This is a genomic window from Geobacter sp. AOG2, from assembly GCF_019972295.1.
In the GTDB taxonomy this organism is placed as follows: domain Bacteria; phylum Desulfobacterota; class Desulfuromonadia; order Geobacterales; family Pseudopelobacteraceae; genus Oryzomonas.
Window position 1 is genome coordinate 2,211,472 of sequence record NZ_BLJA01000001.1, and the last position, 22,883, is coordinate 2,234,354.

The 22,883-nt window shown below is 54.8% G+C and carries 25 protein-coding genes; 6 read left to right on the top strand and 19 right to left on the bottom strand.

Annotation, left to right across the window (positions count from 1 at the left end):
- Positions 1 to 2 precede the first annotated feature (2 nt).
- The 8 genes from hprK to LDN12_RS09995 form a co-directional block, all read right to left on the bottom strand.
- On the bottom strand, positions 3 to 962 hold the full coding sequence (gene hprK / locus LDN12_RS09960; RefSeq protein ID WP_223922526.1) for an HPr(Ser) kinase/phosphatase: 960 nt from the start codon (positions 960 to 962) through the stop codon (positions 3 to 5).
- A gap of 28 nt (positions 963 to 990) precedes the next feature.
- Positions 991 to 1,539 (bottom strand): ribosome hibernation-promoting factor, HPF/YfiA family, encoded by a 549-nt coding sequence (gene hpf, locus LDN12_RS09965; RefSeq protein ID WP_223922527.1) that lies wholly within the window; start codon positions 1,537 to 1,539, stop codon positions 991 to 993.
- Between the two features lie 58 nt (positions 1,540 to 1,597).
- Complete coding sequence (gene rpoN, locus LDN12_RS09970; RefSeq protein WP_223922528.1) at positions 1,598 to 3,037, bottom strand: RNA polymerase factor sigma-54; 1,440 nt, start codon at positions 3,035 to 3,037, stop codon at positions 1,598 to 1,600.
- 148 nt (positions 3,038 to 3,185) lie between these two features.
- A complete protein-coding gene (lptB, locus tag LDN12_RS09975) occupies positions 3,186 to 3,926 on the bottom strand; it encodes an LPS export ABC transporter ATP-binding protein (RefSeq protein WP_223922529.1) in 741 nt (246 codons plus the stop codon).
- Entirely contained in the window at positions 3,910 to 4,428 is a 519-nt protein-coding gene (gene lptA, locus LDN12_RS09980) for a lipopolysaccharide transport periplasmic protein LptA (protein WP_223922530.1), read from the bottom strand. Before lptA ends, lptB begins: the two co-directional genes overlap by 17 nt.
- 1 nt (position 4,429) lies before the next feature.
- Positions 4,430 to 4,978 (bottom strand): LPS export ABC transporter periplasmic protein LptC, encoded by a 549-nt coding sequence (lptC, locus tag LDN12_RS09985; RefSeq protein WP_223922531.1) that lies wholly within the window; start codon positions 4,976 to 4,978, stop codon positions 4,430 to 4,432.
- A 114-nt stretch (positions 4,979 to 5,092) separates the two neighbouring features.
- A complete protein-coding gene (locus LDN12_RS09990) occupies positions 5,093 to 5,611 on the bottom strand; it encodes an HAD family hydrolase (protein WP_223922532.1) in 519 nt (172 codons plus the stop codon).
- Position 5,612: 1 nt separating this feature from the next.
- Entirely contained in the window at positions 5,613 to 6,578 is a 966-nt protein-coding gene (locus LDN12_RS09995; RefSeq protein WP_223922533.1) for an SIS domain-containing protein, read from the bottom strand.
- Between the two features lie 226 nt (positions 6,579 to 6,804).
- On the opposite strand from LDN12_RS09995, the gene LDN12_RS10000 reads away from it, so the two are divergent.
- Both LDN12_RS10000 and LDN12_RS10005 read left to right on the top strand, forming a co-directional pair.
- On the top strand, positions 6,805 to 7,347 hold the full coding sequence (locus tag LDN12_RS10000; RefSeq protein WP_223922534.1) for an epoxyqueuosine reductase QueH: 543 nt from the start codon (positions 6,805 to 6,807) through the stop codon (positions 7,345 to 7,347).
- Positions 7,344 to 7,556 carry a DUF2905 domain-containing protein gene (locus LDN12_RS10005; RefSeq protein ID WP_223922535.1) on the top strand — a complete coding sequence of 71 codons (213 nt, stop codon included), beginning with the start codon at positions 7,344 to 7,346 and terminating at the stop codon, positions 7,554 to 7,556. The genes LDN12_RS10000 and LDN12_RS10005 overlap by 4 nt, the downstream gene beginning before the upstream one ends.
- Before the next feature lie 89 nt (positions 7,557 to 7,645).
- Here the strand turns inward: LDN12_RS10005 and LDN12_RS10010 are convergent, their stop codons facing one another.
- The gene (locus LDN12_RS10010; protein ID WP_223922536.1) at positions 7,646 to 7,813 is read right to left on the bottom strand and encodes a DUF362 domain-containing protein; all 168 of its coding nucleotides are present in this window, start codon (positions 7,811 to 7,813) and stop codon (positions 7,646 to 7,648) included.
- 247 nt (positions 7,814 to 8,060) lie between these two features.
- Between LDN12_RS10010 and LDN12_RS10015 the strand changes: the two genes are divergently transcribed.
- The gene (locus LDN12_RS10015) at positions 8,061 to 9,326 is read left to right on the top strand and encodes an acetate kinase (protein ID WP_223922537.1); all 1,266 of its coding nucleotides are present in this window, start codon (positions 8,061 to 8,063) and stop codon (positions 9,324 to 9,326) included.
- Between the two features lie 81 nt (positions 9,327 to 9,407).
- On the opposite strand, the gene LDN12_RS10020 is transcribed toward LDN12_RS10015, so the two are convergent.
- On the bottom strand, positions 9,408 to 10,205 hold the full coding sequence (locus LDN12_RS10020; RefSeq protein ID WP_223922538.1) for a lipopolysaccharide assembly protein LapB: 798 nt from the start codon (positions 10,203 to 10,205) through the stop codon (positions 9,408 to 9,410).
- A 212-nt stretch (positions 10,206 to 10,417) separates the two neighbouring features.
- Here LDN12_RS10020 and ptsP point away from each other — a divergent pair, with 212 nt between their 5' ends.
- Positions 10,418 to 12,766 carry a phosphoenolpyruvate--protein phosphotransferase gene (gene ptsP / locus LDN12_RS10025; RefSeq protein ID WP_223922539.1) on the top strand — a complete coding sequence of 783 codons (2,349 nt, stop codon included), beginning with the start codon at positions 10,418 to 10,420 and terminating at the stop codon, positions 12,764 to 12,766.
- Positions 12,767 to 12,785: 19 nt separating this feature from the next.
- On the opposite strand, the gene rodA is transcribed toward ptsP, so the two are convergent.
- The 7 genes from rodA to LDN12_RS10060 all read right to left on the bottom strand — a co-directional run bounded on the left by rodA (position 12,786) and on the right by LDN12_RS10060 (position 19,337).
- Entirely contained in the window at positions 12,786 to 13,886 is a 1,101-nt protein-coding gene (gene rodA, locus LDN12_RS10030; RefSeq protein WP_223922540.1) for a rod shape-determining protein RodA, read from the bottom strand.
- Complete coding sequence (mrdA, locus tag LDN12_RS10035; RefSeq protein WP_223922541.1) at positions 13,879 to 15,801, bottom strand: penicillin-binding protein 2; 1,923 nt, start codon at positions 15,799 to 15,801, stop codon at positions 13,879 to 13,881. The genes rodA and mrdA overlap by 8 nt, the downstream gene beginning before the upstream one ends.
- A complete protein-coding gene (gene mreD / locus LDN12_RS10040; RefSeq protein WP_223922542.1) occupies positions 15,798 to 16,286 on the bottom strand; it encodes a rod shape-determining protein MreD in 489 nt (162 codons plus the stop codon). Before mreD ends, mrdA begins: the two co-directional genes overlap by 4 nt.
- Positions 16,279 to 17,100 (bottom strand): rod shape-determining protein MreC, encoded by an 822-nt coding sequence (mreC, locus tag LDN12_RS10045; RefSeq protein ID WP_223922543.1) that lies wholly within the window; start codon positions 17,098 to 17,100, stop codon positions 16,279 to 16,281. The genes mreD and mreC overlap by 8 nt, the downstream gene beginning before the upstream one ends.
- A gap of 72 nt (positions 17,101 to 17,172) precedes the next feature.
- A complete protein-coding gene (rfbA, locus tag LDN12_RS10050; protein WP_223922544.1) occupies positions 17,173 to 18,069 on the bottom strand; it encodes a glucose-1-phosphate thymidylyltransferase RfbA in 897 nt (298 codons plus the stop codon).
- 66 nt (positions 18,070 to 18,135) lie between these two features.
- On the bottom strand, positions 18,136 to 18,717 hold the full coding sequence (gene gmhB, locus LDN12_RS10055; RefSeq protein ID WP_223922545.1) for a D-glycero-beta-D-manno-heptose 1,7-bisphosphate 7-phosphatase: 582 nt from the start codon (positions 18,715 to 18,717) through the stop codon (positions 18,136 to 18,138).
- Entirely contained in the window at positions 18,708 to 19,337 is a 630-nt protein-coding gene (locus tag LDN12_RS10060) for a hypothetical protein (RefSeq protein WP_223922546.1), read from the bottom strand. The genes gmhB and LDN12_RS10060 overlap by 10 nt, the downstream gene beginning before the upstream one ends.
- A 137-nt stretch (positions 19,338 to 19,474) precedes the next feature.
- Between LDN12_RS10060 and LDN12_RS10065 the strand changes: the two genes are divergently transcribed.
- A complete protein-coding gene (locus LDN12_RS10065; RefSeq protein ID WP_223922547.1) occupies positions 19,475 to 20,530 on the top strand; it encodes a 3-deoxy-7-phosphoheptulonate synthase in 1,056 nt (351 codons plus the stop codon).
- A 77-nt stretch (positions 20,531 to 20,607) separates the two neighbouring features.
- Here LDN12_RS10065 and sppA read toward each other — a convergent pair whose 3' ends face one another.
- Complete coding sequence (sppA, locus tag LDN12_RS10070; RefSeq protein WP_223922548.1) at positions 20,608 to 21,495, bottom strand: signal peptide peptidase SppA; 888 nt, start codon at positions 21,493 to 21,495, stop codon at positions 20,608 to 20,610.
- A gap of 65 nt (positions 21,496 to 21,560) precedes the next feature.
- On the opposite strand from sppA, the gene LDN12_RS10075 reads away from it, so the two are divergent.
- Positions 21,561 to 22,031: a metallophosphoesterase gene (locus LDN12_RS10075; RefSeq protein ID WP_223922549.1), complete on the top strand. Its 471-nt coding sequence runs from the start codon at positions 21,561 to 21,563 to the stop codon at positions 22,029 to 22,031.
- A 56-nt stretch (positions 22,032 to 22,087) separates the two neighbouring features.
- On the opposite strand, the gene pssA is transcribed toward LDN12_RS10075, so the two are convergent.
- Complete coding sequence (gene pssA, locus LDN12_RS10080; RefSeq protein ID WP_223922550.1) at positions 22,088 to 22,882, bottom strand: CDP-diacylglycerol--serine O-phosphatidyltransferase; 795 nt, start codon at positions 22,880 to 22,882, stop codon at positions 22,088 to 22,090.
- Position 22,883 lies beyond the last annotated feature (1 nt).

The following is a 22,883-nucleotide window of genomic DNA, read 5'->3' on the forward strand; positions in this document are numbered from 1 at the left end:
GACTACTCCACCTCGTTGCCCAGGGGGCGAGCCCCGATCCGCGACATGAGCCGTTCCTGAAAGTCCCGCGCGGAATGATACCCCATCCCTTTGAGCAGAAAGTTGCGTGCGGCGACCTCGATGATCGATCCCAGGTTGCGTCCCGGCCTGACCGGAATGCAGATATGGGGGATCTCGACCCCCAGGATCGTTTCCCGGCGGTCATCGAGGCCGAGGCGGTCGTATTCCTGGTCGGGGTCCCATTCGACCAGCTCCAGCACCATGTCGATGATCTTCTTTTCCCGGATGGACGAGACGCCGTAGAGGTCTTTGACGTTTATGATGCCCAGGCCGCGAATCTCCATCAGGTGCTGGATGGCCTCTTCGGCCTGGCCGACGAGCGCCGCCGGCACCTTTTTCTTGATAAAGACCATATCGTCGGCCACCAGACGATGCCCGCGGATGACCAGATCGAGGGCGCACTCGCTTTTACCGATGCCGCTTTTGCCGGTCAGCAGGATACCGACCCCCAGCACGTCCACCAGCACGCCGTGAAGGTGGGTGGTGGGCAGCAGGCGTTCCTCAAGGAATTTGGTGATCAGCGAGATGAAGGTCGAGGACTGGTGAGGGGTGCCGAGAACCGGGATGTCGGCGTTCTCCGCCATGTCCAGCAGACACTGCGGCGGCAGCAGCCCCTTGGTGATGATGAAACAGGAGATCGGAAACACGCACAGCGTCTTGATGCTTTCCTCGGCCAGACGGTCGTCGATCTGGTTGAGATAGGAAATTTCGGTGTTGCCGAGCACCTGAATCCGTTCGGGATGCAGGTGCTCGGTGTAACCGCTCAGGGCAAGGCCCGGTTTCTGGATACGCGGGCTGGCTATCCGGTTACCCATCCCCCGCTGACCGGCCAGCAGCTTCAGCCCCAGGCCGTACTCACTGTCGTTCAGAATTTCCTGTATGGAAAGGCTGATTCCGTCCAATTGCACCTCCGGCGAGCCGGTCCGGCACCTACGCCTGCTGAGGTTCGATCAGGCCGAAATTGCCGTCTTTGCGACGATAGAGGACACTGATCTCGCTGCTGTTGGAGTCGGTGAAGACAATGAAATCCTTGTGAAGCAGGTCCATCTGCATGACCGCTTCCTCAACCGACATCGGCTTGGCCGTCTCCGTCTTGGCCTTGATGACGACCGGTTCGCCGGCGCCCTCGATGCTCTCGGCCTGGAACACCTTCTTGGTCACCTGACGCCCGCGCTCGTCGCCATTGGGCTTGTGGTCCTTGATCTTTTCCTTGTAGCGCTTGAGCTGACGCTCCATCTTGTCGATCACGGCGTCGACGGCGGCGTACATGTCGTTGGTTGCCTCGGAGGCCTTGGTGCTGACCCCCTTCGCATTTATGACGATCTCCACGATGTGGCGGATCTTTTTTTCAACCGTGAAAAATACCTGGGCGGTGATCGGCTCGTCGATATATTTTGTCACCCGCTCAAGCTTTTCCTCGGCATAGGACTTGAGGGCATCGCTCTGTTCCATGTGCCTGAATGTGGTCGTTACCTGCATACGTACCTCCTCGTGTAATATATCGTGTAGTGTGACCAGAGCCCCGGATAAACGAGGCTCAGAAATGCCGCTTGCGTTCCGACGAGGAACCGATCCTCAAAATCTCCCGGTACTTGGTGACCGTGCGCCGGGCGATATTGACGGTCTGCCCGGAAAGCAACTCGGCGATCTTCTGATCCGAGAGCGGCTTGCGCGGGTCCTCCTTGTCTATAATCTCCTTGATGCGGTTCTTGACGCTTTCCGAAGCGACGAAATCGCCCTCGCTGGTGGAAAGCCCGCTGTTGAAGAAATATTTCAACTCGAAGAGCCCCTGGGGGGTCTGCATGTACTTGTTGGTCGTGACCCGGCTGATCGTGGATTCATGCATGCCGATGTCGTCCGCCACATCCCGCAGCACCAGAGGGCGCAGGCATTCGATGCCCCGGTCGAGGAACTCGCGCTGAAACCTGATGATGCTCTTGGCGACCTTGTAGATGGTGCGTTGACGCTGCTGGATGCTCTTGATCAGCCACATGGCCGAGCGGACTTTCTCGTTGATATACTCTTCGGCCCGGGAATCGACGTTGGCATTGCCCTTGACCTCGGTGTAATACGGGCTCAGCCGGAGATTGGGCAACCCCTCGTCGTTCAGCATGACCACATATTCCTCGCCCACCTTGTAGACGAAGATATCGGCCGAGATGTACTGCACGTCCTCGGAACCGTAAATCCTGCCGGGACGCGGGTCGAAGCCGGCAATGATCTTGGACGCCATCAGAACCTGGTTGATATCGACCCCCAGGTCCCGGGCGATCTGTTTATACTTGCGGGTTTCCAGATCGTTCAGGTGGTTGAGCAGCAACCGTTCCACCACGCTTCCCTGCATCCCGAGAAAGCGGGCCTGGATCAGAAGGCACTCCTGCAGGTCGCGGGCGCCGACACCGGTGGGGTCGAACTCCTTGATGCGCTCCAGGACCGGCGCCACCTGCTCGCCATCGCAGTTGCAGGCCTGGGCGATCTCCTCCACCGCGGCGCGCAGGTAGCCGTTCTCATCGATGTTGCCGATGATCTCCTCGCCGATCACGACCTCGGCATCCGAAAAAGGCCCCATATGAAGCTGCCACAGCAGATGGTCGATCAGGGTTCCCTTGCGGGTCAGCATGCTCTCGAAGGAAGGCCGCTCCTCGTCGCCGCTGTACTGTTCGCCGGAGCTGTAATTGTAGCCGTCCAGATAGCTGTCCCAGTCCCGCAGGGTGTCCTCGCCGGTTTCCACCTCGCGGAAGTCGTCGCCGCCCTGCTCCGGGATACTTTCCTTCTCGTCGATCTCCAGGGGCTCGGGGTCGCGGGCCTCTTCAACCTCGATGCTTTCTTCCAGGAGCGGATTTTCCTCCAACTCCAGACGCACGACATCCTGAAGCTCCAGGCGGGTCAATTGGAGCAGCTTGATGGCCTGCTGCAACTGGGGCGTCATCACCAGTTGCTGGGTCATCTTCAGTTGTTGGCGCATCTCCATTGCCATGCTGCTGCTACCTCGAACAGGACATGATGATCGGCGTGCTCACACCGAAACGTAACAAACCGTAGCAAAACGTAATATGCGAGTAACGAAACGTAACAAGAAAACGTAACAAAACGTAACCTGAAATGACGGGTGAATGGGCCTGCCGTCAGAGGCGGAAATCGTCCCCCAGGTAGATCTCACGGGCCCTGCGGCTGGATGCGATGTCGTCCGGAGAGCCGAATTCCAGCACCTCGCCGCCGCTCAGGATATAGGCTTCATCACACACCCCCAAGGTTTCGCGCACGTTGTGATCGGAGATAAGCACGCCGATATTGCGTTCCTTGAGAGATACGATCAATTGCTGGATGTCGGCCACGGCAATGGGATCGATGCCGGCAAAGGGTTCGTCCAGCAGGATAAAAACAGGATTCGTGATCAACGCCCTGGCGATCTCAACCCGCCGGCGTTCCCCACCGGAGAGGGCATACCCTTTGGCGCCGGCGATATGGGTAATCCCGAATTCATCGAGAAGTTCTTCCATGCGGCGCTTGCGACTATCACGGTCCGGCTCGACCGTCTCCAATATCGCCAGAAAGTTGTCGGCCACGGAGAGCTTCCGGAAGACCGACGCCTCCTGGGGAAGATAGCTGATGCCCCTCCTGGCCCGTTGGTACATGGGTAGCGCGGTGATGTCGTCGTCACCCAGAAAGACCTGCCCACCGTCGGGCCGGGCAAGCCCGACCACCATATAGAATGTAGTGGTCTTGCCGGCGCCGTTCGGCCCCAACAACCCAACCACCCTGCCCGCCTGGATGGAGAGGTCAACCCCCTTCACCACCTGCCGCCCGCCGTAATTCTTGAGCAGGCCTCGGGTCCAGAGTCGGAGAGGATCAGCGTGTGCCGGCATTGCCTTTTTTTACCGACGGATGAATGAGCACCTCAACCGGGCGACCGGCTCCACTGGAAACCTCGCTGCGGTCATCATCGATGAAATACGTTATGGTATTGCCTGACATGGAGTCGGTTCCCTGCGTGATCTTTGGATTGCCGGTCAGGGTAATGCGCCCCTGCTTGCTTTCGTAGACCGCGTGCGCGGCGGTTCCGATGCGGTTCTCCTGCACTATGCGTACATTGCCGTCTGCCTCGATCTTTTCGACGTCGTTCTTCTTGTCGCCGTAATTGATGGTGAGGCGATCGGCATAAATGGTGATATCCCCCTGTTTTGCAACTACCTTTCCGGTAAAGATAGCGGTCTTACCTTTGTTGTCGGCGGCCAGTTCATTGGATTTGATGGCAATGGGCAGGCTCGAACGATCCTTGTGGGCGGCGGCGAAAGCCACGGACAACGGGAGCGCCAGGCTAGCGAAAGTAATTATAACCAACAATAATTTTTTTTTCATTACCTTCATTTTATCGACTCTTCGAACCTGCCACGCGGGCATCAATATCCTTGTGGAATCGAGCTTTCTGACTCTTAACGTCAAATTCCATTCCTCGTGCGGTCAGCGTCAGGCGCTGCTGCCGGAACATCACCTCGTCCGACGTTCTGAACTGGGAACGCGACGCCACATAATCGATGGCCTCGGTATCGAAACTGATGCCGGTAGTCGTTACGACATGCACCTTGCCACGTAGGGCAACATTCTGTTTCCTGCTGGAATAGGCCCCTTTTGCCGCCGTCACCGTAATGGAGCCGGCAGCAGGCGTCTTGGAAAACTCCATACGGATATCGGACAGATACGCCATCTCACCGTTCTTGTCGTACTCGGCCTTCTTGGCTACCAGCTTCCACACAGCCGTACCCTCGCGTACCTCATAAAAGCATGCGTCATGTATGGCCATGTCGATGTTCTGGGGAAGTTGCCGTGAGATCGGCTCCGGTGGGGCCGCCTGGCGTGAGCCTTTCAGGGTGATGGCGGCCACAATGCCGATAATCGCCGACGTGACAAGAACAGCCAATACAAACCTGATGTTTCCGGGCGATACCATATCGGCGTATACTATAGCATCGGCTGGCAGGGCTGTCCAGCAAAAGGTGCGTCAAACCTGATTTTTGGCACAAAGATTGAATAATCAGCACAATTCATAACGCGCCGTTACTTCGCCCCATACGCCGCGCCCCTTGAGGATCAGATCACACACCTCGCGCACCGCCCCTCGCCCGCCGTTACAGAACGCAATGTAATGAGCAGCTTTCTTTGCTTCGGAAAGCGCATCCTGCGGAGCAGCCGCAAATCCAACGCGCCGCATGACCGGCACATCAATGATGTCATCCCCCATATATGCGATCTGACTGTCGGCAAGACCGGTCCTCAGCTTGACATCTTCGTAGCTTTCCAGTTTTCTCAGAGAGCCCTGGTAGACCAGTTCAATCCCTAACTCCTGGGCGCGAACCGTTACCACGGCGGAGGAACGTCCGGTGATGATACCCACCTCAATACCGGCGCGTTGCAGCATTTTGATGCCATGGCCGTCCTTGACGTTGAAAACCTTGGTTTCGAGACCGTTGCCATCGTAGATGATGCCACCATCCGTCATGACGCCGTCCACATCAAGGAGCAGCAGTTGGATCGTTTTGAGCCGTTCGTCCATATTATGCAATACCCGCCTTGAGGATGTCGTGCAGATGTATGATGCCGCAGGGGACACTGGTCTGCTCGTCGTCAAAGACAAACAACGAGGTGATTGAACAACGCTCCATGATCTGCAATGCGGCTGCGGCCAGTTCGTGGCGCATGATGCGCTTGGGGTTCAGCTTCATGATTTCAGCAGCCCGTTTGCCGAGGATATCGTAGCCTTTTTCCAGAGCCCGGCGCAAATCGCCGTCGGTAATCACCCCTCGCAATGCCCCCCCTTCCGCGGTTACACCGGTTACCCCCAGCCCTTTGGCCGTGATGACGAACAAGGCATCCTTCATCAGCACATTCTCGGAAACAAGCGGTATCGCCTCCCCCCCGTGCATGATATCCTCGACCTGCAAAAGCAGCTTCTTGCCCAACGAACCGCCAGGATGAAAGATGGCGAAATCCTCGGCGCGAAAGCCCCGCTTAACCAGAAGGGCTACAGCCAGAGCGTCTCCCATGGCCAAAGTGGCGGTGGTGGATGCCGTGGGGGCAAGCCCAAGCGGGCAGGCCTCTTCTTTCACCGATACGTCCAGAAAAACGTCGCTGCTGCGCGCCAGGGCGGAAGCCGAATTGCCGCTCATGGAGATCAAACGGGCGCCAAGCCTCTTGATAACCGGCAGAATACGTAGTACCTCTTCGGTTTCCCCGCTGTTGGATATGGCGATGACTACATCTCCGGTCATAATCATCCCCAGATCGCCATGGATTCCCTCGGCGGGATGGAGAAAAAAAGCCGGTGTACCGGTTGATGCCATGGTGGACGCGATCTTTTGGCCGACCAATCCGGACTTGCCCATGCCACTGACCACTACGCGCCCCTTGCTGGACAATATCAGATCCACCGCATCCTCAAAGTCGCTGCCGATTCTCTCCGCCATAGCCAGCAGGCCTTCGGCTTCTGTCCGCAACACCCACTTGGCTTTTTCAATAATCATTTCAAACCCCACTTATTAGTACATTTAAATAATCGTTCCGACCATTTCTATCAAGCGAAGCAGTACATACCTAAAAATGGGAAAAATAGCAACCATGATGACGTCCCGCGCTTTTCACTGTGTCGGTGATCTGGAGTCTACGCTCTGATTTTTCTTTGAACCGCCGGGCTGTTGGGGTTACAATAACCTTCATCAACACTACGCGACATCAGGAAACCTTGCCATCATGAATGTTCTCCTCCACACCTGTTGCGGGCCGTGTGCCCTCTATCCTTTACACAGACTGCGGGCCGTCGGCCATAGCGTCACCGGCTTTTTCTTCAACCACAACATCCACCCGTATCAGGAGTATGCCCGCCGGTTGGAAGCTGCGCAACAGATGGCCGAAAACGAGGCACTGGCTCTCATGGTGCGGGACGACTATGATTTGGAGGGCTTTCTGGTCAACGTCGCAGCAGACCCTGCCAAGCGGTGCGGCTACTGCTATGCCTCGCGCCTGAAGGCCGCCGCGTCTGCCGCTGCCGAGCACGCTTTTGAAGCATTTACCACATCGTTACTCTACAGCCGTTACCAACGACACGAGGAGATCAGGCTACTTGGAGAGCAAGCAGGCCAGGAGTTTGGCGTGGCCTTCCTGTATGAAGATTTCCGTAGCGGCTGGCAGGAAGGGATCAGGCTTTCGAAAGAGGCGGGGCTTTACCGTCAACAATACTGCGGCTGCATCTACAGCGAAAAGGATAGGTATGCCCCCCGGGAGAAAAAGCCGTGAACGGGATGGGACGCCCTCTGGTCATCATGGGACTTATCCTGGTGACGGCGGGTCTTCTACTGTCCATTTCCCCGCGTTTGCCGTGGCTGGGGAGACTTCCTGGAGATATCTTCATCAAACGGGAACATTTCAGCTTTTATTTTCCCCTCGCCACCTGCATCCTGATTTCAGCCATCCTATCCCTCATCCTCTGGCTCATCAGGAGATAAGCTCCAAAAGCAGGAAGCCGACCTTGTATACCATAAAAAAAAAGCCCGTGTTGCCACGGGCTTTTTCAGCGACCTTGCATCAATGCGGATTAGGCATGGATGGCATTCACGGGACAGGTATCCACGCAAGCGCCACAGTCAATGCAGGTATCGGCGTCGATTACACGCTTGGAACCCTGCTCGCTGATGGCGTTCACCGGGCAGGAATCCTCACATGCGCCGCAATTGGTGCAATCGTCGGTAATGGTATGGGCCACGGTTTCACCTCCTTGTAAGATTAGCCTTCCTCTCGGAAAACATTTTTTCATATACCATGTCGTTAACCCATTGTCCAGTCAAGATTACGTTACCGTCTCATCGTGGATTTTTACAAAATGTGTTGAATTCAAAACAGCACTACGGTATATATCAAAAACAGTTTTATTTTAGCAGGTTATTTTAGTCTGAGTATTTACTTTTTATTGATATTATAAATAAATCTCTGTTTATTCGAGGGAGGATACCATGATTATAATGGCGCTCAACTGCGGAAGTTCTTCGGTCAAGTATCAACTCTTCGACTGGGAACGCAAGGAGATTGTGGCTAAAGGCATGGTGGAGCGGGTCATCATCGGCGATTCGTTCATAATTCACGAAGTACCCGGTCGCGAAACCCACCATCATGAGCAGGACTGCCCCAACCACCAAGCTGCCATTGACCTTGTCATCAAGACCGTCACCGATCCCGTCCACGGCGTACTGAAAAGCGTGGCCGAAATCTCCGCGGTTGGCCATCGCGTGGTGCATGGCGGCGAGAAGTTCACGTGCTCGGTAATGATCGACGACAAGGTCCTCGACGCCGTCAAGGAGGTTCAGCATCTGGCCCCGCTCCACAATCCACCCAACATTGAGGGGATAGAGGCGGCCCAGACGCTCATGCCGACGATCCCCCACGTGGCCATTTTCGACACCGCATTTCATCAGACCATGCCGGAGCACGCCTACATCTATCCACTTCCCTACGAATGGTATGAGAAGTACCAAGTCCGTCGATACGGCTTTCACGGTACCTCGCACCTGTACGTATCCAAACGTGCGGCCGTCCTTTTGGGGAAACCCCCAAAGGAGTGCAATATCATTACCATGCATATCGGCAATGGTGTTTCCCATTGCGCCATCAAGAATGGGGTTTCCGTGGATACAACCATGGGGCTTACCCCACTGGAAGGCGCCGTCATGGGTACGCGTTGCGGCGACATCGACCCGGCGATCCCCGCCTTCATGATGCAAAAGGAAAACCTGTCCGCCAAGGAGATCGACAGCATTCTCAACAAAAAAAGCGGTGTAATGGGTATAACCGGGCGGTTTACCGATCGTCGTGACGTGATCGAACACGCCCAGGCCGGAGACCTTCGCTGTCAACTCTCCCTGGAAATAGAGGGATACCGTTTAAAGAAGTATATCGGCGCCTTCATGTCGGTTGTGGGGAGGTTGGATGCAGTGATATTCACCGCCGGCGTCGGTGAGATGGGTGCGCCGATCCGTGAAAAGGCCATCGAAAATCTGGAGCATCTCGGCATCAAGTTGGACAGGGAACGGAACAAAAATGCCATGACCCGCAAACGGGAATCCCTGATCACCACTGACGATTCACCGGTCAAAGTCTTTGTAATTCCCACCGACGAGGAATTGGTCTTCACCGAGGATGTGGTGGCCATTCTGAACGGTACCTATACGGACCACATGCATTTCGAGTATTCGTTCGGCAAAAAGGACTTCGTACGGAAATAGCGCGACCTTTCCGCATTCCAGGAATAAAAAAACCGGCTTTACGCCGGCTTTTTTATTCCCGTCCCAACCATGGGCGGTCTCTCACTCCTTTAATTCCTCCTTCAAGCCTTCGACCACCGCTCTCACCTCGGCGATCATATCCTTTGCCTGAGAAGATTTTTCGCAGGCAAGATACTGCTCAAAGTAGCGCACGGCATCCTTGGTCCGGTCCTGATCCATGCAGATCCCACCCAAGGTTAGATAAGCCATGCTGAAGCAGGGGTCCAACCGTACCGCCTCGCGGCATTCTTCCTCAGCTTCTTCCAACTCTTCCATATCGTAATACAACTCGCCCAAATTAAAGTGGGCGGATGGATCTTCCGGGTCGATCTCGATCCCCTTCCGGTAAGCCTCCACGGCGCCCTCTGCGTCCTCTTGCCCGTAGAGGGCGTCGCCCAAGGCATTCCAGGCAAAGACATTATCCGGCTCCAGTTCAAGGGCCTGATGAAAGGCACGAACGGCATCATCGCCCCGCTCCAGACTATTGTAGACCAAACCGATGCTGACCAAAGCGTCGGCATCCTTCGGGTCCAGTTCCAAAACACGCTGATAGCTGGCAATGGCCTCCCGATGCCGGGCCGCCTCAAAGTAGAGATCACCCAGCGTCGTCAGCGCGTCGGGGTCATCAGGCGCACATTTCAGACCTTCACGATAGTTGGCGATGGCATCGTCCAGGCAACCGTTCTCAGCCTGGGCGTCCCCGAGGCAAAACCAACCGTCAGGATCGTCCGGGTGTGTCTTCCGGTACTCATCCAGAACGGTAACCGCCCCCGGAGCGTCTCCTGACTCAAGAAGATCAATACCTTTACGCAAAAGTTCATGAAGAAGTTTATCGGGCATCGCTATCCTCCTGATGGATGTCGGTGAAGATGCAGGCAAGATAACAGAACTGTTACGACAGTTTCCACAAAATAGTGGTGCACTATCCTGAAATAAGCCACAATCCGGCATTTGTTTAACGGTCCGGTTTTTGCTAACAAGGCTACTAAAGACTTTTACTTCACCGGTAAAATACCATATACTTTTACAATTATTTTGCAATGGAGCTGGATATGAAAGAGAGCCATCACTCAAACGGCCTGCGCACACTTGAAGACATCAGTGCCATCATTCTTCACTCACATGACCTGCATGAAACCCTGGAGAATATCGTTACTATCGTGGCCAGACGCATGGGGACGGATGTCTGCTCAATCTATCTTCTGGAAAAGGATGGCGAAACCTTGGTCCTGAAGGCCAGCAAAGGTCTCTCCAAGGCATCGGTCAACCGCGTTTCCATGAAGGTTCACGAAGGACTCACCGGTCTGACGTTCGAAAGCCGGGGCATGGTCATGACCGACAACGCCCCGGCCCATCCCCGTTACAAGTATTTCAAGGAGTCCAAAGAGGAAAAATTCCTCTCATTTCTTGGTCTTCCGCTGTTCGAGCGCAAAACCCCCATCGGCGTCATTGTCATCCAGACCCGCGAGGCGCGAAACTTCAGCGAAGACGAGATCAGCACCCTGCGCACCATCACCTTCCAGATCAGCAGTATCGTCCACAATGCCGGCCTGCTCGATTCTATCCAGCGCACCGAGCAGGAGCGCGCCTGGTTCGAGCAGGAACTGGCCAAGATAAAAAATGGCGACACTATCAGCGTACCTGAAATGAAAAAGGGCGACAAGAAGCCGTCTTTCGTGCCGCGCATGCTTTCCGGCAGCGCGGTGTCGGCTGGATTCTGCCGCGGCAAGGTCTATATTCTCGACCGTTTCAGCGACAAAGTTATTAAAGTAGCCAAGGTCGGCACAAAGTCTGATGAAAAACGTAACTTCAGCCTAGCCTTGGAAAAAGTGAAGATCGAAACCATCTACATGGAAAAACGGGTCAGCGAGACCCTCTCTGAAGACGATGCCGCCATCTTTCACACCCACCTGATGATCCTTGAGGACAGGGGATTCTCCACTAAAGTCGGCGATCTCATCGATCAGGGCACAGGCGCAACCCGTGCCGTACATGATGTAGTCCATCATTACGTTCAGGCCTTCTCGGCCATGGAAGATCCCTACCTGCGCGAACGTTCGGCAGACATGGAAGACATTGGGCGACGCCTGATCGACGTTCTGGAGGGGAATGACAAAACAACAGTGACGCTGAAGGAAAAACGGGTCCTGATCGCGGAAGAGATATTCCCTTCAGACCTTGCCATGCTGGATCACGAAAAGATCCTCGGCATTGTGACCGAAAACGGTAACATATACTCACATGCAGCTATCATGGCTAAATCGATGGGTATCCCATCTGTCTTTGGGGTCGCCGGACTTACGGAGGCCGCCAACGTTAAGGATGAGATCATCGTGGACGGCACATCTGGGCATGTCTATATTAACCCGGACGGCGTCATAAAGAAAGAGTATGAGCGGCTGGAGCGAGACCGGGCCGGTCGTCAGAAGGAACTTGAAGGACTGCGGGAGTTACCGGCGGTGACCCGCGATAATGTCATCATTACCCTGAATGCCAATATCGGCCTGATCTCCGACGTCCGGGTCGCCAATGCGCACGGGGCCCAAGGAGTCGGACTCTACCGCACCGAGTTCCCCTACATGACGCGCACTACTTTTCCCGACCGCCATCAACAGGCCGCTGTTTATCGCAAGATACTTGAAGCCTTCTCCGGACAAAAAGTCAACATCCGCACACTAGATATCGGCGGCGACAAGGGGTTGCCCTACTTCAGCTACCCCCATGAGGATAACCCCTTTCTGGGATGGCGCTCCATCCGGGTCTCGCTTGAAAGGCAAGACATATTCCGGGAGCAGTTGGCCGGGATACTACTCTCCGCAACCGCAGGCTTCCCAACAATCATGTTTCCGCTGATCTCTTCTGTGGACGAAATCCGGCAAGTGAAGAAGATCCTCACTTCCGTGCGGGAAGAGTTGAAGCAGGAGGGACACGAACTGCCCACGAACATCCCGTTGGGGATCATGATCGAAGTACCAGCCGCTGTCCTGATCATTGATCACTTGCTCAAGGAGGTTGATTACGTCAGCATCGGCACCAACGACCTCATCCAATACACCTTAGCGGCCGACCGGAACAATCCCCGAATTAAACAGTATTACGACCCTTACCACCCAGCGGTACTCTACTCCATCAAACAGGTGGCCGATGCAGCGGCAAAGGCTGGCAAAGAGGCATCCGTATGCGGTGAAATGGCGGCCGAACCGATCAATGCTCTGCTCATGATCGGCATGGGTATACGGGAGTTCAGCCTCTCGGCCCCCAGCATCCCGGCGGTCAAGCAGGCAATCCGCTCCCATAACATCACGGAGTGCCGCACCCTGGCCCGCCAGATTCTTGCCTGTGCAAGCAGCGCCGATGTCAAAGACAGGCTGGGCAAAGCGCGAAAAAGGTTGCTGAGTTAGCACACCGCGCGCTCCCAACTCAGAACATGAACCGTCGCATGCTGATGCTCTGCAGAATCCCGATCCCCACCATGGATGTGATCATGGACGTGCCGCCATAGGAAAAAAACGGCAACGGCACTCCCACCACCGGAAACAAGCCGATCACCATGCCCATGTTTATGACGATGTGCCAGAAAAGCATGGCAGTCACCCCAACTGCCAACAGGCTGCCAAACCGGTCATTGCAGCGTCGGGCAATATTCAGCCCCCACAACACCAGAAGAAGATACAGGACAATCAACACCAGGCAACCGACAAACCCCCACTCTTCGGCAAATACCGAAAAGGCAAAGTCCGTATGTTGTTCAGGTAAAAAACGCAGCTGTGATTGGGTGCCCTTGACGAATCCTTTGCCGAAGACGCCGCCGGAGCCGACGGCAATCTTACTCTGGATGATGTGGTAGCCGCTTCCCAGGCGTGAACGTTCCGGGTTGAGAAAATCGAGGATGCGGTTTTTTTGGTAGGGTCGCAGCAATTTCGCCCATCCCAGCCAGATAGCGGGGATCGTGACCAGGCCAAAGGTTACCACCGTTGACCACCGAAGCCCCACATAGACCGACATGGAAAAAGCGATCAGGATAACCAGAACGGCGGTTCCCAGATCGGGCTGCTTCATGATCAGAATTGTCGGCACCGCAAGAATGCCGAGCGGGAAGAGAACCTCCCTGATGCTCAATCCATTTACCGACTGCACGCCCGCAAAATATTTGGCAAACGTGGCAATGATGATGATTTTCATCAACTCCGACGGCTGAATATTGAAAAAGCCGAGACTCAGCCACCGTGTCGCGCCCATGGAGCGGCGTCCAACCACTAGGACCGCTACGAGTAGGACGATCAGAAAACCGTATAGCCAGTAGGAAAAATCTTCCATGAGGTGATAGTCGACACTACACACCGCCATGACTACCATCATCCCGAACAGCACCCAGTTGAGCTGCTTGAGATAATAGGGGGCGCCGACGATCTTGTAAGGTGTGGTTGCGCTGTAGATATTCATGATGCCCAGCAGGCAGATCACGACCACAAACCCGATCAACATCCAGTCGATGTTTGTCAGCAGGCGGCGGTCAATCATCTTTATCATCCCCATTTTCGGTCTGTTTTTCGGCGGGAGGGACCGATGGCTCTTCGCCCGTGCCTTCTTCGTTGTTCTTCAGGCGTACCGGTTCTTTTTTAGCTGGTTTTTTACCGTCAAACCAAGCCTTCAGAATGCGTCCGGCAATCGGACCGGCCGCCGAGCCGCCATGTTCACCATGCTCCACAACAACTGCCACGGCGATCTCAGGTTTTTCATAGGGGGCAAAAGCCACAAACAAAGCGTGGTCACGATATTGGTAGGGGGTTGCCTGCTTGCTGTCGCGCAGTTTGACCACCTGGGAAGTGCCGGATTTACCCGCAACATGAACATCTGGAAGCCGCGCCGCGGCACCGGTCCCGCCCGGCTCGTTCACCACGGCGAATAACCCTTGTTTGACCAGCTTGTATTTATCCGCTGAGACGCCGGTTATGCCCAGCAATTCCGGCTTGAACTCCTTGAGCGGTTTACCGTCGGCATCGACGATGCGCTTCACCAGATAGGGGCGGTGTACCGTCCCCTCGTTGGCGACTGTGGCTATCATAGAGGCCAATTGAATCGGCGTCATCAACACGTAGCCTTGGCCAATGGCGACCGGCAGGGTCTCACCGTGAAACCAACGCTTTGCGAAGCGCTTCAATTTCCATTCAGCGGAGGGGATCAGCCCCCCCTTCTCGTGTGCCAGACCAATGCCCATGGGCGCGCCGAGCATGAACCTTTTTGCCATGGCAGCGATGCTGTCTACTCCCAAACGCTCGCCCAACTGATAAAAAAAGACGTCGCATGACTCGCGCAATGCCTTCCTCAGATTAGTGATGCCGTGGCCATGCCTGTTCCAGCAGTTGAAGGTCGAACTCCCCAATTTATAAGAGCCACTACAGTTTACGGTGGTATTCTCGTCTATCTTACCTTCTTCCAAGCCTGCCAGTGCGGTAATGATCTTGAAGGTCGAACCTGGGGGATACTGACCGGTCAACGCCTTATTTTCCAAGGGATGCCGTTTATCCTCCAAGTATTGCTTCCAGATATCCGCCGGCATCTTTCCGCTGAAAAGCGCAGGGTCGAACCCAGGGTTGCTGACAAAGGCCAACACCTCACCGGTGTTCACATCCATAGCGACCGCAGCGCCAGCCTGATCTCCAAAGGCCTGCTCTGCCTGTTTCTGGAGGTTCGCGTCGATGGTCAGCACCACACTGTTGCCGACTGTGGGGTATGACTCAGAGACGGTCCGCAAGACCCGGCCACGCGCATCCACTTCCAACTGCCGGCCGCCGTCATTGCCGTGCAGTTCTTTTTCCCAACTTCGTTCGATACCGTTTTTGCCGAGATAATCGCCCGGGTTGTACTCTTCGAATCCCGTTGTGCTCAGTTCATCCTCGGATATTTCACCGATATAGCCCAGCAAATGAGCCGCCAGAGTACCATTTGCATACTCACGTACCGGCTTCATTTCGATCTCTACCCCGGGAAGGCGCAGATGGTTTTCCTCCACGATTTCCACTTGGTCGCGACTTATGTTCGACGCCAGAATGATCGGGTAATATTTAGCCCGTCCCTTCCCCTTTTCCCAGCGCTCATTCATTTCGGCACGACCCAGGCCGAGCAGCTTTGCAAGGCGGTCGAGCAGGTCTTCCTTGTCGGTAATTTCCTGAGGTACAACCGCCAGGCTGAAGGAAGGCTGGTTGCTTACCAGCAGCGTCCCGTTGCGGTCCATGATGGCCCCGCGGGATGCGGCCACCGGCACGAAACGCAGGCGGTTGTTTTCCGACATGTTGCGGTAATCGTCGGCATTCAAGATCTGCAAGTGCCACAGGCGCAGCACCAGCAGGAAAAATATCCCCATCACCACAAATGAGAGGATCAGAATCCGTCTCTTGGACTCCGTGATCTCGCGGACGAAACGTTGTTCTTTCATGGCGTTTCCAGTAGACGGTTGAAACCGGGGATAAGGGGGACGAGCGACGCGGCGAAGGCATTAACGAGAAGATGGGGCACCAACCCAGCGCCCATTGAGTAGGCAATGCCGGGGGATGCGGTAAACATGAGCAGCAAAAGAAGATTCAGCGAGACACAACTCAAGGTGGCAACGCAGACGGTTATGACGAAAAGAGGGGCGCTCTCGGTGTAAAGCCGATCGGAGATATTTTTGATAACCATAAAAATAAGGAGGAAAGTAAAGGCGTTAAGCCCAAGATAGAGCCCGCTGAACACGTCCTTGACAAGCCCCAACAACCAGGACAAGGGCGCTCCGGCCTTGAATGAGCCACGTAGTGCCAAGTAGACCACAAAAATCAACAACAGATCGGCCTTAAAAGGCGAAGCGATATGAACCGGCAGAACCGCAGACTGAAGCACCACAGCCGATACGATGACGATCACCGCTGCACCCAGCTTAGTCATTGCCGTTCCTCAGTACCACCAGTACATCCTCAAGATGCGAGATATTCACGGCCGGACGGATGGTCACGGTCTGGAAAATGCCGTATTCACCGCGTTTGACCATTGTTACCTCGCCGATTGGCAGCCCTTTCATGAAAACGCCGCCGATGCCCGATGAAACAACCATGTCCCCCACCTTGACGTCTTCTTCACGGGTGGTGAATTCAAGTTGGCATAACCCATCACCCTTACCCTTGACCACCCCCCTGGCCCGGGACCGTTGGATAGTGGCAGCAATGCCGCTGGAATGATCGGTCAAAAGCAGTACCCGGCAACTGGCGGGTGCAACTTTGACCACCTGCCCAACCACCCCGTCAGCTGCCACCACAGCCATACCTTCGGTGATACCGCTTGAGCTTCCACGATCAATGACCAGTGTCCCGAACCACGGACTCAAGTCCTCACCGATCACGGTGGCGGTAAGGGTCGGTTCCTTAATCGAATTTTTCACTCCCAGAAGCAGGCTCAGACGCTTGTTTGCCAGATTAGCCTCTTCCGCCGCAACGACCCGACTGTTGAGCACCTTGACCTCTTCCCGAAGATGCAGATTCTCCCGGCGTACGTCTACTAGGTCGAGATAATTGTTCCAGACGTCTTCGCCAAAAGCGCTCAACCGGGAAAACGGCTTCATGATCGGGGCAAAGACGGTTAAGATCCCGCGCTCGATAATATTGGCATCTCGTTTATGAGGGATGTTGAGCGAATAGAAGATCAGGGCCGCAAGTATCCCGACGGCTGCCAGAATGAAAAGCATGTATTTTTTAAAGAAATCCATAACTGTCGACTCGTGGAAAACATGGCGGCAGGTCGCCGCCCACCGCCTCCCGTTTCCATACCTGGCAGATTTTTAATTTCCGCCGCAGAGCTCGTTTTCGGCGTATACCCGCATAAGATAATCACGGTAGGTCGAATTGGGGGTGTCGTCAATAACCTGCTTCATGTGGACACAATCGATAAAACCCCGCCGCAAGGCAATCTCTTCCAAGCAGGCGATCTTCAGACCTTGGCGCGACTCTATGGTTTCAATGAAGATACTGGCCTCCAGAAGGCTCTTATGGGTTCCGGTGTCCAGCCAGGCGATCCCTCGCCCCAACCGCTCCACCGTCAACTCGCCGCGCCGCAGATAAGCTGTATTGACATCGGTGATCTCGAGTTCGCCACGCGGCGAAGGTGCAATGGACTTGGCGGTATCAACCACGTGGCTATCATACAGATAGAGACCGGGGACCGCGTAGTGAGATTTGGGCTGTTTCGGCTTTTCCTCGATACTAAGCACCTTGCCTGTAGCATCGAAATCAACAACACCGTAGCGCTCGGGGTCATTGACTTGATAACCAAAGATACGCGCCCCTCCCTGAAAGTCGGCAAAGATACGATCCAGGTTCATCTTGCCGTAAAAGATGTTGTCACCTAGGATCAGACAGACTGGCTTGTCGTCGATGAATTCCTCTCCCACCAGAAATGCTTGAGCGATCCCCTTGGGCTCGGGTTGGACCTTATAGGTGAGGGAGATGCCCCAACGGGAGCCATCTCCTAGGAGCTTTTCGAAACGGGGAAGGTCGTGGGGTGTGGAAATCAGCAGGATATCCCTGATACCGGCCGTCATCAGGGTCGCCAGGGGATAATAGATCATGGGTTTGTCGTAGACCGGCTGAAGTTGTTTGCTGGCCACCAAGGTCAGCGGAAACAGACGACTACCGGCCCCGCCGGCCAGAATGATACCTTTGGTGATGCCGAGGGTCATGAGGGGGTATCCTTTTATCAGTGAATTTACCTGAATTGTAGATATTACACACTGAGCGATAAACTGTCAAACCCCATCATTTTGGTGGATCAGGGTGAGAACAGCGGCCAGCAGGTCGTCACAAACCACGCTTCCCGGCCGGATGCGTACCTCTTCATCTGTACCATAGCCGGTCCGCACCAGAATCGTGCGGCACCCCGCCGCAATTCCGGCTTCCATGTCGACCAGTTTGTCGCCAATCATGACCGACGCCGCAAGATCTATATTGTGGTGGCGGGCCGCTTCCATAAGCATACCCGGCAAGGGTTTGCGACAACTACAGGGGAGTGAATAGCTGCCGCGTCCAGAAGGATGGTGGGGGCAATAATACCATGCGTCCACCCACGCGCCGCTTTTGGCGAGCTCAGCAGCGATGTGGCGATGCAGGATGTCAACATCTTCCTCGGTGTAATAGCCCCGGGCGACACCTGACTGGTTCGTAACGACCACCACGAGGAGGCCTGCTTCGTTCAACAGCCTGAGCGCCTCCGGCACTCTTGGAATGAACTCGAAATCCTCGGCCCGGTAGAGGTAATCCTTCTCCACATTGATGGTGCCGTCCCTATCCACGAAAACGGCTCGTTTCAGAGTACCACTTCCTAAAACCATGTGCTCGTACCACCCACCAACCGACGAAACTCCCTCTTCATTTCGGCAATCATCACAGGAATACGCATTTCAAACGTACTCCAGGACCTTTGGATATCCGTAATCTTCTTTTGCTCATCCTGACACGCGCCGGTTGTCGCGCCGACCGTGGCGGTAAGGTCGGCGACGGTACCTTCGTGTTCGCTCATGAAGGAATTCATGGCAGAGCAAAACTCATCGCTGAAATAGATGCCATTTTTTTGATAGACATCAAAAAACTCCCGAATGGCAGCCAGAAAATCCTGGGCAAGGGAGACGATGGCAGCCAGATTACTCTGCCCCGGTTTGGAAAGCATCCTGCCGTTTTTGGCCATATCTATCATGATGCCATACAGTTGAACCAATGAGTCCGACCTGCCGTCCTGCATGGCGCCGAAGATCAACTTCTCCTCGGCCAAGGCGTTCCTGAACTGGTCGAGGGTGTGGCTGACCTCCTGTTGAAGCTGTTGTTTGAATAACTCGTGCCGTTTATTGACCTCATGAACGATGACTGATTTGGTAGCCCAAGCCACCGCCACAATGAAGGAAATAGCCACACCACCCAGAATGAGAAATTGAATGACAACATCATTTGAAAACATGGCATACCCTCCCGGATAATAACAAATGTGGCCTAAAGGCAATGCAATGATGTAAACAACTATTTGACAAACCAGCAGTAATCGTTCTATTTTGCAGAGACAGCGGGCAAATTTATTTAATAGAGCGGAACCCACCCATGATTAAGACCAACAACCTCAAGATTAGCGCCATCACGCCGATCATCGCCCCTGCCGAGCTTCGACAGGTATTTCCACTCTCCGATCATGATCGCGAGTTCGTCAACACCAGCCGTGAATGCATCAAGGGGATCATCCATCGCCGTGATCCCCGTCTGATGGTGGTGGTCGGCCCCTGTTCGATCCATGACCCGCTGGCTGCCGTTGAATATGCAAAACGCCTTGCGCTCCTGTCTCGCAAGGTTGAAGACCACCTGTTTCTGGTCATGAGGACATATTTTGAGAAACCCCGCACAACCATCGGGTGGAAAGGGCTCATAAATGACCCGGATATGAACCACAGCCACCTGATTTCCAAAGGGCTCGGTATCGCGCGCGGCTTACTCCTGAAGATCACATCACTCAAGGTACCGGTGGCCAACGAAATGCTGGACCCAATTACGCCTGAATACGTGGCCGACATGATCAGTTGGGGCGCCATCGGGGCTCGGACGACCGAGTCCCAGACCCATCGCGAGATGTCGAGCGGCCTCTCGTTCCCGGTCGGTTTCAAAAACGGCACCGACGGCAACCTGCAAATCGCCATGGACGCCATGAAGGCGGTGCAACATCCCCATAGCTTCCTCGGCATCAACCGAGAAGGCCGTACCTCCATCATCCAGACATGCGGAAACCCTGATGTTCACATCGTTTTACGGGGCGGCTCCCGTAAGGCCAACTACACGCCCGAAGATATTGCTGCCACTGAGGAAAGCCTGAAAAAGAACGGATTGTCTCCCTCCATCATGGTGGACTGCAGTCACGGCAATTCCAACAAGGACTACCAAAAGCAGCCCGAGGTGCTGGGAAGCGTCATCCAACAGGTTATAGACGGCAACAAAACTATCTCCGGCGTCATGATCGAAAGCAACCTGGAGGCCGGCAGCCAGAAAATCCCTGCAGATCTCAACCAGTTGAAATACGGCGTTTCCATAACTGATGCCTGTATCGATTGGGACACGACCGAGAGGATCATTCTCGCCGCCCACGGCCAGCTGCGTAAGGCAAAAAGGTGAAATGTCACTGGTGAATAGCAAAAGAAGCATTTTTCTTATTCACCAGTCACTTGTTTTCACGTTTCACCGTTCACACCCTACTCCGCCTCGTACATCAGCCGCATTCCCCCTGCAGCGTTCCTTAGGGCGCCGCTGAATCTACCTTCCATGCCGTCAACCAGCAGATCCCAGTAGTCGATCTTCCTCGTAGGAGGCAGGATGACCTCCGGTTCGTCCTTGATACCAGCCAGACGGCCGGCCTCTTCGACGGCGTCCTGAAGCGTCCCCAGCCGGTCCACCAACTTCATCGCCTTGGCCTGTTCACCGGAGAGGACACGACCGTCGGCAATCTTGCGAACCTCCTCGACCGGCAATTTTCGTCCGGCGGCGACTGCGCGGACAAATTGCTCGTGGGTATTGTCGATGACCGCCTGCAGCATGGCTCGGTCCTCCGCCGAAAGTTTCCGTAGCGGTGAACCAGAATCCTTGAACCTCCCGGTTTTGAGGGTGTAGGACTTGATGCCGATTTTGTCCATCAACGCTTCGATATTGGAAAGCTTGAGGATCACGCCGATACTGGCGGTAATAGTGCCGGGGTTGGCGTAGATCAACGTGGCCGGGGCCGAGATATAATAACCTCCCGAAGCAGCCAGGCTGCCCATGGAAACGATGATCTTCTTTTTGGCGGCAAACCTTTTAACTTCTTCGTAGATTTCCTGGGACGGTGCCACCACGCCGCCGGGTGAATCAACCCGCAATACCACGGCTTTGACGCTTTCCTTCTTGAGGAAATAGCGCAGTTGGCGGATTGTATCCTTGGAGTCGAGGATCATCCCTCGCACCTCTACCAAACCGACACCTTCCTCATCCGTCAGTTTTGTCTCACTCGATCCCATAATCGTTTTGGCAATCAACATCGAAACGGTAAAGAGCACCCCAAAGGCAAAAACGGCGGCAAGGAAGATCAAAACAATTTTTTTCATCATGCTAGACCTATCTGGATTGGCAGTTTTAAGATGTCAGAGTCCCTGGTTTTTGCTACACTAAATGCATGAAGATTCTGGTGGTGTCCGATACCCACGGCAATTTCAGCCCTGCGCTGCAGGCCCATAGTCTAACGGAGCCCGTGGACGCCGTCATCCATCTTGGTGACGGCGTCGAGGATGCCAACCTGTTGCGTAGCCTGATGGATCTGAACGTCATTGCCGTGTGCGGCAATTGTGACCACGACGCCACGGTGCCGAGAGAGATACTGTGGGAATGTGAAGGCAAGCGGGTCTTCTTGGTACATGGGGACGCTTACGGCGTCAAGGGCGGATTGGAGAGATTGGAACAACGGGCGGGTGAGGTGCGGGCCGATATCGTATTGTTCGGCCATAGTCACCGCGCCACCTGTATAACCGCATCAGGCATCCTGTTCCTCAATCCGGGCACGCTGACACGAACATCGACCAACAAAACCTTCGCTACCCTCGAAATTTCGGAAGATAGTATTAAGGCCCGTCTGCACGACATACCATGACCCCTCGTCTTCTGTGCGGTCACTGCATTCCTTTCCGTGGCCAACCGCACGGGACACTAGCGACCAGCCGCCGCTCCGTGTCCCTTGTGCACCGCTTTTTCCAAGCGGCGTCGGCGCGGCCAGCCGACAATAAAGCCCACCGGCCCGGATAAGACATAACTAAGCATGATGGCAAAGGTCATTACCGCCGGCTCGGCGGCCACAACGATCAGCACTACCACGGCCAAAAGCAGAAAACCGAAGGGCTGGCGTTTGATCAGAGCCGGATCCTTGAATGAGTAGTAACGGAAACTCGAAACCATCAAGAAGGCAAGGAGATAGATCAAGACAATGATTGCCAGCCGTTTATACGAGCTTGGCCACCCGAAATGATGGAACAAAAGGACGGTGGCGGCCACCGTGCTGGCTGCCGCCGGAATGGGCAACCCCACGAAACGCTTGCTCTCTACCGTATTGACCTGAACATTGAAACGCGCCAAGCGCAACGCACCGCAGACCACAAACAGGAACGCTGCCAACCAGCCAAGCCGCCCGAACGGCTTCAAAGCCCAGGCGTACATCATCAGGCCAGGCGTTACCCCGAACGACACCAGATCCGCTAGGGAGTCATACTCAACGCCGAACTTGCTGGTAGTCCCGGTGAGTCGGGCGACCTTGCCGTCCAGGCCGTCGAAAACAGCAGAGGCGAAGATCCACAGGGCAGCAACTTCGAAATTGCCGTTGAGGCTCGCCACCATACTGTAGAAGCCAGCAAACATGCTTCCGGTCGTAAACAGGTTGGGAAGTATATAAATCCCTTTTTTGATACTTTCGGTCTTTTCGACCTTCTTGTCATTCAGTTCGGAATTCATT

Excerpts from the sequence above, each read along its gene's own strand:
- LDN12_RS10020 (WP_223922538.1), bottom strand. The coding sequence starts at position 10,205 with ATGCCCGATAAACTTCTTCATGAACTTTTGCGTAAAGGTATTGATCTT.
- rfbA (WP_223922544.1), bottom strand. The coding sequence starts at position 18,069 with ATGACCCTCGGCATCACCAAAGGTATCATTCTGGCCGGCGGGGCCGGT.
- LDN12_RS10060 (WP_223922546.1), bottom strand. The coding sequence starts at position 19,337 with ATGTTTTCAAATGATGTTGTCATTCAATTTCTCATTCTGGGTGGTGTG.
- ptsP (WP_223922539.1), top strand. The coding sequence starts at position 10,418 with ATGAAAGAGAGCCATCACTCAAACGGCCTGCGCACACTTGAAGACATC.
- hpf (WP_223922527.1), bottom strand. The coding sequence starts at position 1,539 with ATGCAGGTAACGACCACATTCAGGCACATGGAACAGAGCGATGCCCTC.
- mreD (WP_223922542.1), bottom strand. The coding sequence starts at position 16,286 with ATGACTAAGCTGGGTGCAGCGGTGATCGTCATCGTATCGGCTGTGGTG.
- lptA (WP_223922530.1), bottom strand. The coding sequence starts at position 4,428 with ATGAAGGTAATGAAAAAAAAATTATTGTTGGTTATAATTACTTTCGCT.
- mreC (WP_223922543.1), bottom strand. The coding sequence starts at position 17,100 with ATGGATTTCTTTAAAAAATACATGCTTTTCATTCTGGCAGCCGTCGGG.
- gmhB (WP_223922545.1), bottom strand. The coding sequence starts at position 18,717 with ATGGTTTTAGGAAGTGGTACTCTGAAACGAGCCGTTTTCGTGGATAGG.
- lptB (WP_223922529.1), bottom strand. The coding sequence starts at position 3,926 with ATGCCGGCACACGCTGATCCTCTCCGACTCTGGACCCGAGGCCTGCTC.
- rodA (WP_223922540.1), bottom strand. The coding sequence starts at position 13,886 with ATGATTGACCGCCGCCTGCTGACAAACATCGACTGGATGTTGATCGGG.
- LDN12_RS09995 (WP_223922533.1), bottom strand. The coding sequence starts at position 6,578 with ATGATTATTGAAAAAGCCAAGTGGGTGTTGCGGACAGAAGCCGAAGGC.
- mrdA (WP_223922541.1), bottom strand. The coding sequence starts at position 15,801 with ATGAAAGAACAACGTTTCGTCCGCGAGATCACGGAGTCCAAGAGACGG.
- rpoN (WP_223922528.1), bottom strand. The coding sequence starts at position 3,037 with ATGGCAATGGAGATGCGCCAACAACTGAAGATGACCCAGCAACTGGTG.
- LDN12_RS09990 (WP_223922532.1), bottom strand. The coding sequence starts at position 5,611 with ATGGACGAACGGCTCAAAACGATCCAACTGCTGCTCCTTGATGTGGAC.
- LDN12_RS10015 (WP_223922537.1), top strand. The coding sequence starts at position 8,061 with ATGATTATAATGGCGCTCAACTGCGGAAGTTCTTCGGTCAAGTATCAA.
- LDN12_RS10000 (WP_223922534.1), top strand. The coding sequence starts at position 6,805 with ATGAATGTTCTCCTCCACACCTGTTGCGGGCCGTGTGCCCTCTATCCT.
- pssA (WP_223922550.1), bottom strand. The coding sequence starts at position 22,882 with ATGAATTCCGAACTGAATGACAAGAAGGTCGAAAAGACCGAAAGTATC.
- LDN12_RS10075 (WP_223922549.1), top strand. The coding sequence starts at position 21,561 with ATGAAGATTCTGGTGGTGTCCGATACCCACGGCAATTTCAGCCCTGCG.
- sppA (WP_223922548.1), bottom strand. The coding sequence starts at position 21,495 with ATGATGAAAAAAATTGTTTTGATCTTCCTTGCCGCCGTTTTTGCCTTT.
- LDN12_RS10065 (WP_223922547.1), top strand. The coding sequence starts at position 19,475 with ATGATTAAGACCAACAACCTCAAGATTAGCGCCATCACGCCGATCATC.